We start from the raw sequence: 17,126 nt of genomic DNA on the forward strand, positions 1-17,126 counted from the left end.
GCTCCGAACCCACGGCAGCGACAGATTCACCCTACGACTTCATGGTGGTTTCCAACCGCCTTCCCGTGGACCGCTGCTCGCCGGAGGAGCGCGGCTGCGAGGACGGCTGGCGCCGCTCCCCAGGCGGCCTGGTCACCGCCCTGGCACCCATGATGACAAAGACCGACGGCGCCTGGGTGGGCTGGCACGGTGCCCCCGATGAAACCGTGAAGCCCTTCAGCCACGGGGGCATCGACCTGGTCCCGGTCCAGCTGAGCACCGAAGACATCGAACTGTTCTACGAGGGCTTCTCGAACTCCACGCTCTGGCCCCTGTACCACGACGTCGTCGCGCCCCCGGAGTTCCACCGGACCTGGTGGGACTCATACCGGAAGGTCAACCGCAGATTCGCGGACGCCGTCATCAACAATGCGAGCGACGGCGCCACGGTCTGGGTGCAGGACTACCAGCTCCAGCTCGTCCCCAAGATGCTCCGCGAGGCACGGCCGGACCTGAAAATCGGCTTCTTCAACCACATCCCCTTCCCGCCGCCGGAGATCTTTGCCCAGCTGCCGTGGCGGCGGGCGATCATTGACGGGCTGCTCGGGGCCGACCTCATCGGCTTCCAGCGCAGCAGCGACGCCGGCAACTTCATGCGCTCCGCCCGCCGCTTCCTCGGCGCCAGCGTCAAACAGCAACAGATCCACGTCCGGGGCTCCGACGGTGAGACCACCCATATCGCCCGCGCCCAGGCGTTCCCCATCTCGATTGATGTCCGGCAGATCAGCGAGCTGGCGCGGAAACCCGAAATCATCGAGCGAGCCCGCCAGATCCGCAGCGACCTGGGCGACCCCAAGACGATCCTGCTTGGCGTGGACCGTCTCGACTACACCAAGGGCATCCGGCACCGCCTCAAGGCCTATGAGGAACTGCTGGCGGACGGCAAGGTCACGGTGGAGGACGCCGCGCTAATCCAGGTGGCGAGCCCCAGCCGGGAACGCGTCGAACAGTACCGGCTGCTGCGCGAGGAGGTCGAAGGGACGGTCGGCCACATCAACGGCACCTACGACACCATGCAGCACAGTGCCGTGCGCTACCTGCACCACAGCTACCCCATCGAGGAGATGGTGGCGCTGTACCTGGCAGCGGACGTCATGCTGGTCACCGCGCTCCGGGACGGCATGAACCTCGTGGCCAAGGAATATGTCACGGCCCGCACGAACAACGACGGCGCCCTCGTCCTCAGCGAGTTCGCCGGCGCCGCGGACCAGCTCAAGCAGGCCCTCCTGATGAACCCGCACGACATCGATGGGCTTAAAGACACGATCATGAGGGCCGTCAACATGCAACCGGCGGAGGCCGGACGCCGGATGCGCGCCATGCGCAAACAGATCCTGGACCACGACGTCGACCTCTGGTCCTCCGACTTCCTGAGCGCCCTTAAAGAGAAGGTGATCCGCGATGACTCCTGAGGCCTCGCCGCTGTCCCTCTCCCCCGCGCTGCTGGAGGCCGTCCGCCGGGTGGCAGCCACGGACCACCTCCTCATCGCAATGGATTTCGACGGCACCATGGCCCCCCTGGTGGACCACGCGGCGGATTCCCGTTCGCTCCCGCGTTCGGCCGCAGCCTTCAGCGCCCTGACCGAACTGCCGCGGACGTCGACGGCGCTCATCTCGGGGCGCGCGCTGGACAGCCTCCGTGCCACTGCCTTCCCGCCGGAAAAGACGCTTCTGATCGGCAGTCACGGGGCGGAAGCGTGGATGGGCCCGGGCTCCTCCCCCCTTGTCCTCGACGAGACGCAGCGGGAAGAGCTGGCCGACATCCGCCGGGTCCTGGAGGAGATCGTGGACCAGGCGCCGGGCACGCTGCTGGAGGACAAGCCCGCCGGCGTCGTGCTCCACACGAGGCTTGCCGCCGACGACGTCGCCGAGGATGCCGTGGGGGCGGCCCGCGCCACGTTGCAGGACCGGCCGGGTGTCTTCCTGAAGGACGGCAACCGCGTCCTGGAAACCGCCGTGGTGCATGCCTCCAAAGGTGAGGCGGTGGACTTCCTGCGGCAAGCCACGGGTGCCTCGGCCGTGGTCTTCGCCGGTGATGACGTCACTGACGAAGACGCCCTGGGCCGGCTGCTGCCGGGAGACGTCGGCGTGAAGGTCGGACTGGATTTCACCCAGGCCGAATTCCGCGTCGAGGCGCCGGTGCACGTCGCCGAACTGCTGGAGGCGCTCCTCCGGGAACGCCGTCGGGCACTGGGCGCCTAACGGGGCCGTAAGCCGGATCACGCGTGACATTCGTAACGTTTTGGCCCATTTGCTAGAAATCTGACATACTCTAGGTGTGATGTTGCGCACAAGAACCGTGCGGCGTCGCTGGATACTCCTCGGCCTCGGCCGGGGAGTATGCGCATGAGCGGAACCACAACTGAATCAACAACTGCATAAAAAGACCATTCACTACGGATCGTCCGGCACGTACCTGCCGGTGAAGGGATTGATAACTGTGGCTACAGTTACTTTTGACAACGCAACACGTCTGTATCCGGGCACCGAAAAGCCCGCTGTTGACAAGCTCAACATCGAAATCGCCGACGGCGAATTCCTCGTCCTCGTTGGACCCTCCGGCTGCGGAAAGTCGACCTCGCTGCGGATGCTCGCCGGACTTGAGGACGTGAACTCCGGCCGGATTCTGATCGGCGACCGTGACGTCACTGACGTTCCGCCGAAGGACCGCGACATCGCAATGGTTTTCCAGAACTACGCGCTGTACCCGCACATGACTGTTGCCGACAACATGGGCTTCGCCCTGAAGATCGCCGGCGTCAGCAAGGAAGAGCGCGCCGAGCGTGTCCGTGAAGCTGCCAAGCTCCTGGACCTCGAGCCGTACCTGGACCGGAAGCCGAAGGCACTCTCCGGCGGCCAGCGGCAGCGCGTAGCCATGGGCCGCGCCATCGTGCGTAACCCGCAGGTCTTCCTCATGGACGAGCCGCTGTCCAACCTGGACGCCAAGCTGCGCGTGCAGACCCGCACGCAGATCGCGTCCCTGACCCGCCGCCTGGGCGTCACCACGGTCTACGTGACCCACGACCAGGTCGAGGCCATGACCATGGGCGATCGCGTCGCCGTGCTGAAGGACGGCCTGCTGATGCAGGTTGACACCCCGCGCAACCTCTACGACAAGCCGAAGAACGTCTTCGTTGCCGGCTTCATCGGCTCCCCCGCGATGAACCTGCTGGAACTGCCCGTCGTCGACGGCGGTGTCCAGTTCGGCGGCACCGTCTACCCGGTACCCCGCGATGTCCTTGACGAAGCGCACGGCCAGACCGTCACCGTCGGTTCCCGCCCGGAAGACCTCGAGAACGCACCGGAGGGCGAAGGCCTTCAGGTCGAGGTCGACGTCGTTGAGGAACTCGGCGCCGACGCTTACGTCTACGGGCACACCACGCTGGACGGCAAGAGCCACGACATCGTGGCCCGCGTCGACGGACGCCGTCCCCCGATGAAGGGCGAGTCCATCTGGGTCCGCCCCCAGTCAGGCCACGTGCACCTGTTCGACACCAAGACCGGCCTGCGCCTGGGCGACTGACCCCACGGGCACCCTAGCCTCGCTCCGCTTCGGCCAGGGAACCCTGCCCGCGTGGGCCCACCCACCGGCACCCTAGCCTCGCTCCGCTTCGGCCAGGGAACCCTACCCGCGTGGGCCCACCCACGGGCACCCTAGCTTGAGATCGACGGCGGTCCTCCTCACCGGAGGGCCGCCGTCCGCCTTTAACCGGCAGACCTGGCCCGATCGTTAGGGCCATTGCCCCGAGTACGGAAGAATTGGCACATGACCGAGGAAAGCAACGCCCAGTGGCACGACGAACCCACCGACTACGGTCAGATCGGAAAGCTGCCCCGATTTGAAGCCGCCAGCGCCAACGACGCCAAGAGCACTGCGACTTCCAGTTCCCTGAGCATCACCGCGGCCGCCGCCGAGCCCGAACTGCTTGACCTGCCCTGGCACGTGGCGCTTGAGGACTGGCCCGCGGAATACCTCGCTGCACTCCCCCGCGGCATCTCCCGGCACATCGTGCGGTTCGCCCATTTCGGCGGTTCTGTCATCGCCATCAAGGAGACCTCAGAGCACGTCGCGCGCCACGAGTACCACATGCTGCGCAAGCTGGCCCGGCTCGATGTCCCCTGCGTGGAGCCGGTGGCGGTCATCACCGGGCGCACCACGCCGGACGGCCGCCCGCTCAACCCCGTCCTCGTCACGCGGCACCTGAAGTTCTCCATGCCCTACCGTGCGCTCTTCTCCCAGATGCTGCGCAAGGACACCCTCACCCGCCTCATCGATGCCCAGGCCCTCCTGATGGTCCGGCTGCACCTGATCGGCTTTTACTGGGGCGACGTCTCGCTTTCCAACACCCTGTTCCGCCGTGACGCGGGCGCGTTCGCCGCGTACCTGGTGGACGCGGAGACCGGTGAGCTCTATCCGGACCTTTCCACCGGGCAGCGCGAATACGACCTCGAGATAGCGCGCGTCAACATCGCCGGCGAACTGATGGACTTGCTCGACGGCGGCCTGATCGAGGAAAAGGTGGATCCCGTGGCCACCAGCGAACTCATCATGGACAGCTACCGCCGGCTCTGGACGGAGCTGACCGAGAAGGAATCCTTTGAGATCGGCGAGCGTTGGCGCGTGGCTGCTCGCATCCGGCGGCTCAACGAGCTCGGGTTCGACGTCGGCGAATATGCCATTAAGACCACGCAGAACGGCTCCACCATCCAGCTCCAGCCCAAGGTGGTGGATGCCGGGCACCACCAGCGCCGGCTGCTGCGCCTGACGGGACTGGATGCCCAGGAAAACCAGGCACGCCGCCTGCTGAATGACATGGACTCGTTCCGTGCGGACAACAACCCGGACATGGACGAGGAATACAGCGCCCACCTTTGGGTCAGCCAGATCTTCGAGCCGATTGTCCGCGCCATCCCCCGGGACCTCTCCGGCAAGCTCGAACCGGCCGAGGCCGTGCACGAGATCCTTGAGCACCGCTGGTACATGTCCGAGAAGGAGAACCGGCACATTCCGCTGGCTGAAGCGGTGCAGTCTTACATCGACTCCGAGCTGCGCCACCGCCGCGACGAGGCCGCCATCATGCTCAACCCGGACACCGAGCTTCTGAAGATCCTGGCGGTGGAAAGCGAAGAGTCCCGCTACGGCGCCGACGAATCCGTCGAGGAATACCCCGACTCCGACGACTAGGGGCTCCCCGCAACACAACTGGCTGGCAGTTAACGCCGTTCTCAGAGCTCAGAATGACGTTAAGTGTTAGCCAGTTGGGTGAGACGGGAAGCGGGGCGCTCTAGATGGCCTTGCCGGGGTTCAGGATGCCTGCGGGGTCGAACAGCTCCTTGATCCGGCGCTGCAGTTCGCGCACCGGCTCCTTCTGCTCGAGTCCAAGCCAGCGCAGCTTGTACTGGCCGATACCGTGCTCGCCGGTGATGGTGCCGCCCATCGCAAGGGCAATAGTGACGGACTTGTCCAGGGCCGCACCAAGGCGTTCCAACGCGTCGGAGTCGACCGAGCTATCCGGCCGGTCCACCCAGAAGGTGGGGTGCAGGTTGCCGTCGCCCGCGTGCGCGACCACCTTCAGGTGGACCCCGTACGTCACGGCCATGGCCTCCAACTCGGCCACGTAGTCCACCAGACGGGAACGGGGCACGGCAACGTCCTCACCCACCCGGTATTCGTCCTCGTCCCCGACTCCACGGCTGCTGCGGCGGAGCTCCACAAGTTCCTCGGCCTCGGCGTTCGCCTCCATGGTCACCACGGCCCCGCCGGCCACGAGCAGGGGTCGTATGGCTGCCGCCTCGGCGTCCGCCCCGAAACCGTCTGTCTGGATGAGCAGCAACGCTGCCCCGCGCGCGGCGAGGTCTGAGCCGTGCACCGCGTCCAAGTGGGCAAGGGAGCCGCCGTCGAGCAGTTCCATGATGGCCGGCTGCACCCGCGCCCGGCCGACGGCGAGAACGCCTGCTGCCGCGCTGCGGAAGTCGGGGTAGAAGGCAGCAATCGTGTGCACCTCGGGCGGCAGGTACTTCAGCCGGACCGTAACGCCGACGACGATGCCCAAGGTCCCCTCGGAGCCCACGAACAGCCCGGTGAGGTCGTAGCCGGCGACGCCCTTAAAGGTCTGGTGGCCTGTGTGGATGAGCGACCCGTCTGCGAGGACAACGCCGAGGGCCAGGACGGAATCGCGCGTTACGCCGTATTTCGCGCAGCGCAGCCCGCCGGCATTGGTGGCCACGTTCCCGCCGATGGTGGATCTCTTGTAACTTGCCGGGTCCGGGGCATACATCAGGCCGTGCGGTGCGGCGGCGGCGTTAAGGTCCGCGTTGACGACGCCGGGCTCGACGACGGCCGTCTCGTCGTCCGGGTTGAGGTCCAGGATGCGGTTCATGCGCTCCAGGCTGAGCACGATGCTGCCCTGGCTGGCATGAGCGCCGCCCGACACTCCTGTGCCTGCTCCGCGGGCCACCAGGGGGACGCCACGTGCCGCGCAGGCACGGACGGTCGCCTGCACGTCTTCCACGGATTCGGCGAAGACCACTGCCAGGGGCAGCTGGTAGTCCAGCACCGGGGCTTCGTCGACTGCGTAAGCCGCCAGCGTCGGCTCGTCAAGCAGGACCTTTGTCGGTCCCAGGGCAGAGGTGAGCTCGCCAGTGATGCTCATTCAATCTCCAGTTCTTCGAATTCGGCCTTCAGTCTAAACCGGAAAGGCCCTTCCTCAGGGATGCGCCGGTACTCATTTCCACGAACCCAGGCTCAGCTGTCAGCGCCGCCCATGAACCGCAGGAACCGCTGCAGCACGCCCGGCCAGCCTGCTTCATATTCCGCTCGGGCGGCTACGGGGTCCTCCGCCCCTTCCCAACCGCTGTGCACCAGCCGGAGCTCGGTGCCGGCGTCCATCGCACGGAACGCCACCCGGAGTTCCGTGGACCAGACGGCCGAGGTGCCGGGGTGCCAGCTGGCGTGGAAGGATAGCGGCGGCTGCCAGTCGTCAATGGAACCCCAGATGGAGGTCCTGCCATCGTCTGCGGTCTCCAGAATCAGGTTCTCTTCGAACTCTACGTAGGAGCCGGCGCCGAAGACGCTGTGGTCCTCGAGCGGCCACCAGAGATGCGTATGCTCGGTGAAGCCGACGAAAGTGCGGGCGACGGCGCCCGGCACAACGATCGTGTAGACGAGGGGCTCGAGGCCGTCTCCGACGGCGGGCTCCGGGCTTTCCGGCGGATCGGCAGGAGCGTGGCTAAAGAGGTTGTCCATGGGCATTTACTCTACCCGCGGGACCCCCTGCCCTCCTTTTGGCGCTTAAATGCGGGAGAGCCTCCGACCTGGTGGTTGGAGGCTCTCGACCGTGTTAATTTATGTCCGGCGGTGACCTACTCTCCCACACCCTCCCGGGTGCAGTACCATCGGCGCTGTGGGTCTTAGCTTCCGGGTTCGGGATGGGACCGGGCGTTTCCCCCACGCTATGACCGCCGTAACCCTGTTACCCGCCCCCCAGGCCTGGGCCGAGGGTGGGAAGTGTGTGTGGTTACAACTTGTGCTCCTGCCGGTGAGGGCAGGGGTGGTGTTGTTATTCAGTTGTTCGGTTCTCAAGCAACGGGTTTGTTGGTTGGGAACCACATAGTGGACGCAAGCAGTCTTGTTTCTTTTTACCACCCCGTGGTGCAAACGTCTTTTGAAGTGCCGTTTGCGGGGGTGGTGTGTGGTGTAAGTTATCGGCCTATTAGTACCGGTCAGCTTCACGAGTCGTTAGTCCTCGCTTCCACATCCGGCCTATCAACCCAGTGGTCTGGCTGGGGGCCTCTCACACACAAGGTGTATGGAAATCTCATCTCGAAGCGAGCTTCCCGCTTAGATGCTTTCAGCGGTTATCCCATCCGAACGTAGCTAATCAGCGGTGCACTTGGCAGTACAACTGACACACCAGAGGTTCGTCCGTCCCGGTCCTCTCGTACTAAGGACAGCCCTTCTCAAATTTCCTGCGCGCGCAGCGGATAGGGACCGAACTGTCTCACGACGTTCTAAACCCAGCTCGCGTACCGCTTTAATGGGCGAACAGCCCAACCCTTGGGACCTACTCCAGCCCCAGGATGCGACGAGCCGACATCGAGGTGCCAAACCATGCCGTCGATATGGACTCTTGGGCAAGATCAGCCTGTTATCCCCGAGGTACCTTTTATCCGTTGAGCGACGGCCATTCCACAATGTACCGCCGGATCACTAGTCCCGACTTTCGTCCCTGCTCGAGATGTCTCTCTCACAGTCAAGCTCCCTTGTGCACTTACACTCGACACCTGATTGCCAACCAGGCTGAGGGAACCTTTGGGCGCCTCCGTTACTTTTTAGGAGGCAACCGCCCCAGTTAAACTACCCATCAGGCACTGTCCCTGACCCGGATTACGGGCCGAAGTTAGATGTCCAAAGTGACCAGAGTGGTATTTCAACGATGACTCCACCCCCACTGGCGTGAGGGCTTCAACGTCTCCCACCTATCCTACACAAGCCACTCCGAACACCAATACCAAACTATAGTAAAGGTCTCGGGGTCTTTCCGTCCTGCTGCGCGTAACGAGCATCTTTACTCGTACTGCAATTTCGCCGAGTTTATGGTTGAGACAGCGGGGAAGTCGTTACTCCATTCGTGCAGGTCGGAACTTACCCGACAAGGAATTTCGCTACCTTAGGATGGTTATAGTTACCACCGCCGTTTACTGGGGCTTAAATTCTCAGCTTCGCCTTGCGGCTAACCGGTCCTCTTAACCTTCCAGCACCGGGCAGGAGTCAGTCCGTATACATCGTCTTGCGACTTCGCACGGACCTGTGTTTTTAGTAAACAGTCGCTTCCCCCTGGTCTCTGCGGCCCCTGCACGCTCCCCGCAGCAAGTGCGGATCACGATGGGGGCCCCCCTTCTCCCGAAGTTACGGGGGCATTTTGCCGAGTTCCTTAACCATAATTCTCTCGATCGCCTTAGTATTCTCTACCTGATCACCTGTGTCGGTTTGGGGTACGGGCGGCTAAAACCTCGCGTCGATGCTTTTCTCGGCAGCATAGGATCACCGAATCCCCCCATACGGGGGTCCCATCGGGTCTCAGGCATCATGAACGGCGGATTTGCCTACCGTTCGCCCTACATCCTTAGACCGGGACAACCATCGCCCGGCTCGGCTACCTTCCTGCGTCACACCTGTTAATACGCTTGCCTCCCAGGATCAGGTCCCGCGCTCCACCAAAACCCTCACACCACAAGGGTGATCGGGCAGGTCTCGGGCGGTTAGTATCCCCTGTTCAGCATGGGCGGTTTTTCGCCGGTACGGGAATATCAACCCGTTGTCCATCGACTACGCCTGTCGGCCTCGCCTTAGGTCCCGACTTACCCAGGGCAGATTAGCTTGACCCTGGAACCCTTGATCATTCGGCGGACGGGTTTCTCACCCGTCTTTCGCTACTCATGCCTGCATTCTCACTCGTGTAGGCTCCACCGCTGGTTTCCACCGCGACTTCACCGCCCACACGACGCTCCCCTACCACTCCAGACGCCTGAACCACGAGGGCTTGGCTAATATCTGAAATCCACAACTTCGGCGGTGTACTTGAGCCCCGCTACATTGTCGGCGCGGAATCACTTGACCAGTGAGCTATTACGCACTCTTTTAAGGATGGCTGCTTCTAAGCCAACCTCCTGGTTGTCTTCGCAACTCCACATCCTTTCCCACTTAGCACACGCTTAGGGGCCTTAGTTGGTGGTCTGGGCTGTTTCCCTCTCGACTATGAAGCTTATCCCCCACAGTCTCACTGCTGCGCTCTCACTTACCGGCATTCGGAGTTTGGCTGACGTCAGTAACCTTGTAGGGCCCATTAGCCATCCAGTAGCTCTACCTCCGGTAAGAAACACGCAACGCTGCACCTAAATGCATTTCGGGGAGAACCAGCTATCACGAAGTTTGATTGGCCTTTCACCCCTACCCACAGCTCATCCCCTCCATTTTCAACTGAAGTGGGTTCGGTCCTCCACGACGTCTTACCGTCGCTTCAACCTGGCCATGGGTAGATCACTTCGCTTCGGGTCTAGATCACGCCACTGCAACGCCCTGTTCAGACTCGCTTTCGCTACGGCTTCCCCACACGGGTTAACCTCGCGACGTAACACTAACTCGCAGGCTCATTCTTCAAAAGGCACGCCGTCACACCCATACAGCAAGCTGCAGATGCTCCGACGGATTGTAAGCACACGGTTTCAGGTACTGTTTCACTCCCCTCCCGGGGTACTTTTCACCTTTCCCTCACGGTACTGGTCCGCTATCGGTCATTAGGGAGTATTTAGGCTTATCAGGTGGTCCTGACAGATTCACACGGGATTTCTCGGGCCCCGTGCTACTTGGGATACTCTCACAGGCGGTACACAACATTTCGGTTACGGGGCTCACACCCTCTCTGGCCGGCCTTTCAAGACCGTTCACCTATGCCTGCACATCACACCCCACCACCCCGGCAGAGATGGTATGGAAAGTCCCACAACCCCGACCATGCAACGCCCGCCGGCTATCACACATGGAACGGTTTAGCCTGATCCGCGTTCGCTCGCCACTACTGACGGAATCACTATTGTTTTCTCTTCCTGCGGGTACTGAGATGTTTCACTTCCCCGCGTTCCCTCCACGCACCCTATGTGTTCAGATGCGGGTCACCAGATCACTCGCGCGTCTGGCGGGGTTTCCCCATTCGGACACCCTGGGATCACAGTCCGGTTATCGACTCCCCCAGGCTTATCGCAGATTCCTACGTCCTTCTTCGGCTCCTAATGCCAAGGCATCCACCGTGTGCTCTTAAAAACTTGACCACAAAAGATCAAGGAGTAATTCACGAGAGAACCATGGAACCAGACCGCAACCAGCCACCACCCAAAAGCAGCAGCCACATCACGGAACAGATCCAGGTTCATATTCTTGGAAATTGCTTCTTATAAAAGATGCTCGCGTCCACTATGTAGTTCTCAAACAACAACCCCGTACCACACACCCCACACACAACCCCCAAAAGGGCAAACCGTGTGATCGGTGCAGCCAGGAAACCAGAAACACACAAGCCCCACACCACAACCCCGCCCCCCGCACAACGCGGGAAACAAGGCCATGCCATGGTCCTGTTGTCTCAGGACCCAACAGTGTGCCAAACACTAAACCGCCTCCCCCCATCCCGGGACCGTTCCAGGACCACCCTCCGAAGAGAGGATCCGTACTGGGTCAGGACAGGAAAACACGCGGCCGCTATTTGCTGATATTCCACCCGTGAGCACCCGCCGCAGAACAATCGTCTGCGCAACGGGCGTACTCCTGACAAACCCCCACACCCGCATACACGGGCCGGATAATTTGTAGGTGCTCCTTAGAAAGGAGGTGATCCAGCCGCACCTTCCGGTACGGCTACCTTGTTACGACTTAGTCCCAATCGCCAGTCCCACCTTCGACAGCTCCCTCCCACAAGGGGTTAGGCCACCGGCTTCGGGTGTTACCAACTTTCGTGACTTGACGGGCGGTGTGTACAAGGCCCGGGAACGTATTCACCGCAGCGTTGCTGATCTGCGATTACTAGCGACTCCGACTTCATGGGGTCGAGTTGCAGACCCCAATCCGAACTGAGACCGGCTTTTTGGGATTAGCTCCACCTCACAGTATCGCAACCCTTTGTACCGGCCATTGTAGCATGCGTGAAGCCCAAGACATAAGGGGCATGATGATTTGACGTCGTCCCCACCTTCCTCCGAGTTGACCCCGGCAGTCTCCTATGAGTCCCCGCCATCACGCGCTGGCAACATAGAACGAGGGTTGCGCTCGTTGCGGGACTTAACCCAACATCTCACGACACGAGCTGACGACAACCATGCACCACCTGTAAACCGACCGCAAGCGGGGCACCTGTTTCCAGGCGTTTCCGGTTCATGTCAAGCCTTGGTAAGGTTCTTCGCGTTGCATCGAATTAATCCGCATGCTCCGCCGCTTGTGCGGGCCCCCGTCAATTCCTTTGAGTTTTAGCCTTGCGGCCGTACTCCCCAGGCGGGGCACTTAATGCGTTAGCTACGGCGCGGAAAACGTGGAATGTCCCCCACACCTAGTGCCCAACGTTTACGGCATGGACTACCAGGGTATCTAATCCTGTTCGCTCCCCATGCTTTCGCTCCTCAGCGTCAGTTAATGCCCAGAGACCTGCCTTCGCCATCGGTGTTCCTCCTGATATCTGCGCATTTCACCGCTACACCAGGAATTCCAGTCTCCCCTACATCACTCTAGTCTGCCCGTACCCACCGCAGATCCGGAGTTGAGCCCCGGACTTTCACGGCAGACGCGACAAACCGCCTACGAGCTCTTTACGCCCAATAATTCCGGATAACGCTTGCGCCCTACGTATTACCGCGGCTGCTGGCACGTAGTTAGCCGGCGCTTCTTCTGCAGGTACCGTCACTTTCGCTTCTTCCCTACTGAAAGAGGTTTACAACCCGAAGGCCGTCATCCCTCACGCGGCGTCGCTGCATCAGGCTTGCGCCCATTGTGCAATATTCCCCACTGCTGCCTCCCGTAGGAGTCTGGGCCGTGTCTCAGTCCCAGTGTGGCCGGTCACCCTCTCAGGCCGGCTACCCGTCGTCGCCTTGGTGAGCCATTACCTCACCAACAAGCTGATAGGCCGCGAGTCCATCCAAAACCACAAAAAGCTTTCCACCCCCCACCATGCGATGAGGAGTCATATCCGGTATTAGACCCAGTTTCCCAGGCTTATCCCAGAGTTAAGGGCAGGTTACTCACGTGTTACTCACCCGTTCGCCACTAATCCCCCAGCAAGCTGGGATCATCGTTCGACTTGCATGTGTTAAGCACGCCGCCAGCGTTCATCCTGAGCCAGGATCAAACTCTCCGTTGAAGAAAAACAGACACAACCAACAACCCCCGGGAAAACGGGAGCCATCGGCTGCACAAAATTTGAAACCAGCTGTAAAAACCAGACCACACCACGGGGTGGCATAATCCGGCAAAACAACCAATCCATTACAATAAATTGGTATCAACAAACTTGGCACACTATTGAGTTCTCAAACAACAGACACACCCGGCACCACCACAACCATCACAGTCGCGGATCGCTCCGGAGCAACTTTTCAAACTTACCCGACCGCTTCACCCTAGTCAAATCGGCGGTCCGACTCATTGCCGTTGGCATCTGGGTCGCGGTGGCCGATCAACTCCGGGGAGCAGCGCGGAAATAAACTGTACCACCACTTTCGCGGCGTGACAAAGCGGCCCCTCAGACGGTCCTGCCCGGGACGGTGAAAAGCCCGGAACCACGGGGGTTCCGGGCCTTTCACCGTCGCTGCCGCTAGGCCTTGGGCTTGAAGTACGTTGCCCCCAGCGGGGGAAGCGTGACGGTAAGGGAAGCCGGCTGGCCGTGTGTATCGGCGGCCGTAGCTGTCAGCGTTCCCTCGTTCTGGACGCCGGAGCCGCCGTAGCTGGCGGCGTCAGTGTTGAGCACTTCCTGCCACTCACCTTCCGCGGGCACTCCCAGGACATAGTCCAGGTGCGGGCTGCCCGAGAAGTTGAATGCGCAAACCACCGGGTTGCCGGCCTTGTCGCGGCGGATGAAGGTCAGCACGTTGCGGTTGGCGTCACCTCCGTCGATCCACTCGAAGCCCGCGGGATCGTTGTCGAGCTCGAACAGTGCGGGAGTGGAGCTGTACAGCTGGTTCAGGTCCCTGGTCAGGAGCTGCACGCCGCGGTGGGCCGGGATTTCCGCCAGGTACCAGTCAAGGCCGTGCTGTTCGGACCATTCCGCTTCCTGGCCGAACTCGGTTCCCATGAAGATCAGCTGCTTGCCCGGGTGCGCCCACTGGTAGCCCAGGAAGGCGCGCAGGTTGGCCAGCTGCTGCCAGCGGTCCCCGGGCATCTTGCGGAGCATGGACCCCTTGCCGTGCACGACTTCGTCGTGGCTGATGGGCAGCAGGAAGTTCTCCGTGAAGGCGTAGACCATGGAGAAGGTGATGGTGCCGTGGTGCCACCTGCGGTTGTACGGATCCTCGGCCATGTACTTGAGCGAGTCGTGCATCCAGCCCATGTTCCATTTGAGGCCGAAGCCGAGTCCGCCCTGGCTGGTGGGGGCTGTGACACCCGGGAACGCCGTTGACTCTTCGGCAATCATGACCGCGCCCGGATGCGTCTTGTAGACCGTGGCATTGACCTCCTGCAGGAAGGACATCGCCTCGAGGTTCTCCCGTCCGCCGAAACGGTTCGGCCGCCACTGGCCTTCCTCGCGGGAGTAGTCCAGGTAAAGCATGGAAGCGACGGCGTCCACGCGCAGGCCATCGATGTGGAATTCATCCAGCCAGTAGAGCGCATTCGACACGAGGAAGTTGCGGACCTCGCGCCGGCCGAAGTCGAAGATCAGGGTGCCCCAGTCCGGGTGCTCTCCCAGGTTCGGATCCCCGTGCTCGTAGAGGGTCTCGCCGTCGAAGCGGGCCAGCGCCCACTCGTCTTTCGGGAAGTGCGCCGGCACCCAGTCGAGCAGGACGCCGATGCCGGCCTGGTGCAGTTCATCCACGAGGTGCCGGAACTCGTCCGGGTGGCCGAAGCGGGAGGTCGGGGCAAAGTAAGACGTGACCTGGTAGCCCCATGACCCGCCGAAGGGGTGCTCGGCCACGGGCATGAATTCAACGTGGGTGAACCCGAGTTCCTTGACGTAGTCGACGAGCTCTTTGGCGAGCTCCCGGTAGCCAAGGCCCAGCCGCCAGGAGCCGAGGTGGACCTCGTAGACGCTCATGGGCGCGTTGTGCGGATCCCGGGCGGCCCGGGCCTTCATCCACTCGTCGTCCCTGAAGGCATACGACGGTTCGACCACGCGGGATGCCGTCAGCGGAGGTACCTCGGTACCGAAGGCCAGCGGATCCGCCTTCTCCACCCAGTAACCGTGCCGCGTCCGGATTTCGAACTTGTAGCACGCCCCTGCCAAAACGCCGGGGATGAAGAGTTCCCAGACTCCGGAGGAGCCCAGGGAGCGCATGGACTGCTCCCGTCCGTCCCAGCCGTTGAAGTCACCCTTCACCCGGACGGCCTGCCCGTTCGGTGCCCACACAGCGAAGGAGACGCCGTCCACGTCGCCGAGGGAGGACTTGTAGTGCTGGACGTGCGCCCCGAGCACGTCCCAGAGCCGTTCGTGCCGGCCCTCACCGATCAGGTGAAGGTCCACTTCCCCGACCGTGGGCAGATACCGGTAGGGGTCGTCCACGGTCAGTGGCCCTTCGCCCTCATAGGTCACCTCGAGGCGGTAGTCCGGCACATGCCCGCGCTCCAGCGGTTCCAGCACGGCCACCCAGACGCCGCCGGACTCGTGGTCCATGGGGAACGTGCCGGCTGCCGTGATAACGGAAACGGACTCCGCCATATGCTTCACGGTCCGTATGGTGACGTGCCCGTGGTCATCGAGGTGCGCGCCGAGGACGGAGTGCGGGGCGTGGTGTTCGCCCGCCGCGACCCTTGCGAGGGTGTCCGAGTCTACGGGGAGCGGAGCTCCGGGCCGATCGATCCGTGCTGCTGTCATTGTGATACCTTCCGCTTCGACTTCGGCGGGAACGCCGGAGCCTGTACTGCCAAGGAGACGTCGTGATGCGTTGACCGGAATGGAAAGCCAGTCCGGCCTGTTCCGTAATTCATAGATGACTTCATAGAGGGCCTTGTCGAGCCAGAGGGCTACGAACAGGGGCGAATCGCGGTCGATGCTTCCCGGCACCACTTCCGCGTAACCGGCCAGGAAAGCCTCGGCGCAGTCGTCCACCCAATCCGCCGGAACGGCGGCGTCGGCGGATTCACGGACGGCGGCACCGGCCGCGTAATCGAAGGAGCGGAGCATCCCGACGACGTCGCGCAGCGGCACGTCGGGAAAGCTGCGTTCCGAAATCGGCCGCAGCGGCTCGCCCTCGAAGTCGAGGATGGCCCATCGGGGAGCTCCGCCGGCCGCGCCGGGCACCTGGAGGATCTGCCCGAGGTGGAGGTCCCCGTGGATCCGCTGCAGCGGGCCGGCGTTGCAGCCGTCGAGGCGCTGCAGAAGCTCATCGAGGGCACCGTCGTAGCTGCCGACCGCGCCGGCGGCCTGCGCCCAGGACTGGCGGACACGCTGGGCCACGCCGGGCGCGATGACACCGCCCGGAACAGCTTCAGAGGCAACTCCGAGGAACTCGGCCAGCCTGCGGTGCACCATGGCGGTGGCGGCACCGAGGGCGTGTGCCTCTGCGGAGAAGTCCCGTCCCTGGCTTGCCGCACCGACGGCCAGCCGCCAGGCATCCAGCCCGCCGGCGAGGAACTCGTGCGCCACGGCCAGCTCGCCGCGCGCCGATCGGGTCCCGCCCTGCGGGTCCTCCGCAGGCGCTTCCCATTCTCCGGTGACCCAGCCCAGGGTGGCGGGAACCTCCGCCGTGCGGCCGGCGGTGAGGGCGGCCCCGATTTCGACTTCCGGGTTCTGGCCCTCGGACAGGACCCGGAAGAACTTGAGGATCGCGGCCGATTCGCCGTCGTGGACGATCACCGAAGTGTTGGATTGCTCGCCTGAGAGCACCTTCACCGAGCCGGTGGCGAGGGGCAGACGGTAGTCCGACTCCACGAGGTGCCCGACGGCGTTGCCCGCCGGGCTGGCCTCGCCGCTCCGCATGAGATCCAGCCACGCGACGACAAACCCCGGGTCATGGACGCCGTCGTAGATCCAGCGTTGCCCGGAGACGGCGCCGGAAGCGCCGTCATCAGCGGTAACCGCCCGCCCTGATGCGTCACCGTGCGTGGCGCCCGCCTGGTCCGTCTCCCCCAACAGCGCGGACTCAGCCGCGGGCAGCGGGGCCTGGCGGAAGCTAAGCGGTACCTGCACGACGTCGGTCCGGTTTCCATCCGCCGTCGGATAGGTCACCGCGAGCAGCCAGACCTCGAACTCGGCGCCGACGCGGGCGGGAGCCGCCAGGTTCAGCGCGCCGACCGGTTCGAAGCTGAACTCCGCCGTCTTGACGGGAAACCAGCGCTGGCGGGGAAGCCACTCACCGAGCAGTCCGCTGAGGGCAGGGGGCAAAGTAGGCCGGGTCAT

7 protein-coding genes and 3 rRNA genes are annotated in these 17,126 nt (G+C 62.9%); 4 read left to right on the forward strand and 6 right to left on the reverse strand.

The features are described 5' to 3' along the window. The first annotated feature begins 41 nt into the window (after window positions 1-41). From QFZ65_RS17370 to QFZ65_RS17385, 4 genes are all read left to right on the forward strand, one after another. Window positions 42-1,451 (forward strand): trehalose-6-phosphate synthase, encoded by a 1,410-nt coding sequence (locus tag QFZ65_RS17370; protein WP_306912625.1) that lies wholly within the window; start codon window positions 42-44, stop codon window positions 1,449-1,451. Continuing rightward, window positions 1,441-2,241: a trehalose-phosphatase gene (gene otsB, locus QFZ65_RS17375; protein ID WP_306911996.1), complete on the forward strand. Its 801-nt coding sequence runs from the start codon at window positions 1,441-1,443 to the stop codon at window positions 2,239-2,241. Before QFZ65_RS17370 ends, otsB begins: the two co-directional genes overlap by 11 nt. Before the next feature lie 238 nt (window positions 2,242-2,479). Then, a complete protein-coding gene (locus tag QFZ65_RS17380) occupies window positions 2,480-3,562 on the forward strand; it encodes an ABC transporter ATP-binding protein (RefSeq protein WP_306911997.1) in 1,083 nt (360 codons plus the stop codon). A gap of 243 nt (window positions 3,563-3,805) precedes the next feature. Further along, window positions 3,806-5,224, forward strand: a complete 1,419-nt coding sequence (locus tag QFZ65_RS17385; RefSeq protein ID WP_306911998.1) for a DUF4032 domain-containing protein — start codon at window positions 3,806-3,808, stop codon at window positions 5,222-5,224. 100 nt (window positions 5,225-5,324) lie between these two features. On the opposite strand, the gene QFZ65_RS17390 is transcribed toward QFZ65_RS17385, so the two are convergent. From QFZ65_RS17390 to QFZ65_RS17415, 6 genes are all read right to left on the reverse strand, one after another. Further along, window positions 5,325-6,692, reverse strand: a complete 1,368-nt coding sequence (locus tag QFZ65_RS17390) for an FAD-binding oxidoreductase (protein ID WP_306911999.1) — start codon at window positions 6,690-6,692, stop codon at window positions 5,325-5,327. Window positions 6,693-6,784: 92 nt separating this feature from the next. Beyond that, entirely contained in the window at window positions 6,785-7,285 is a 501-nt protein-coding gene (locus QFZ65_RS17395) for a hypothetical protein (protein ID WP_306912000.1), read from the reverse strand. A 103-nt stretch (window positions 7,286-7,388) separates the two neighbouring features. Next, window positions 7,389-7,505 (reverse strand): 5S ribosomal RNA (gene rrf / locus QFZ65_RS17400). Window positions 7,506-7,730: 225 nt separating this feature from the next. Further along, window positions 7,731-10,866, reverse strand: a 23S ribosomal RNA gene (locus tag QFZ65_RS17405). A 549-nt stretch (window positions 10,867-11,415) separates the two neighbouring features. Continuing rightward, a 16S ribosomal RNA gene (locus QFZ65_RS17410) occupies window positions 11,416-12,938 on the reverse strand. The 16S, 23S and 5S rRNA genes sit together here, the layout of an rRNA operon. 453 nt (window positions 12,939-13,391) lie before the next feature. Continuing rightward, window positions 13,392-17,126: a 1,4-alpha-glucan branching enzyme gene (locus QFZ65_RS17415; protein ID WP_306912001.1), complete on the reverse strand. Its 3,735-nt coding sequence runs from the start codon at window positions 17,124-17,126 to the stop codon at window positions 13,392-13,394.

Origin of the sequence: Arthrobacter sp. B3I9, from assembly GCF_030816935.1 — a bacterium.
In the GTDB taxonomy this organism is placed as follows: Bacteria; Actinomycetota; Actinomycetes; order Actinomycetales; family Micrococcaceae; genus Arthrobacter.

What these genes read in the sequence shown, in the direction of transcription:
- QFZ65_RS17395 (WP_306912000.1), bottom strand. Translation starts at nt 7,285, where the DNA reads ATGGACAACCTCTTTAGCCACGCTCCTGCCGATCCGCCGGAAAGCCCG.
- QFZ65_RS17385 (WP_306911998.1), top strand. Translation starts at nt 3,806, where the DNA reads ATGACCGAGGAAAGCAACGCCCAGTGGCACGACGAACCCACCGACTAC.
- QFZ65_RS17415 (WP_306912001.1), bottom strand. Translation starts at nt 17,126, where the DNA reads ATGACCCGGCCTACTTTGCCCCCTGCCCTCAGCGGACTGCTCGGTGAG.
- otsB (WP_306911996.1), top strand. Translation starts at nt 1,441, where the DNA reads ATGACTCCTGAGGCCTCGCCGCTGTCCCTCTCCCCCGCGCTGCTGGAG.
- QFZ65_RS17370 (WP_306912625.1), top strand. Translation starts at nt 42, where the DNA reads ATGGTGGTTTCCAACCGCCTTCCCGTGGACCGCTGCTCGCCGGAGGAG.
- QFZ65_RS17390 (WP_306911999.1), bottom strand. Translation starts at nt 6,692, where the DNA reads ATGAGCATCACTGGCGAGCTCACCTCTGCCCTGGGACCGACAAAGGTC.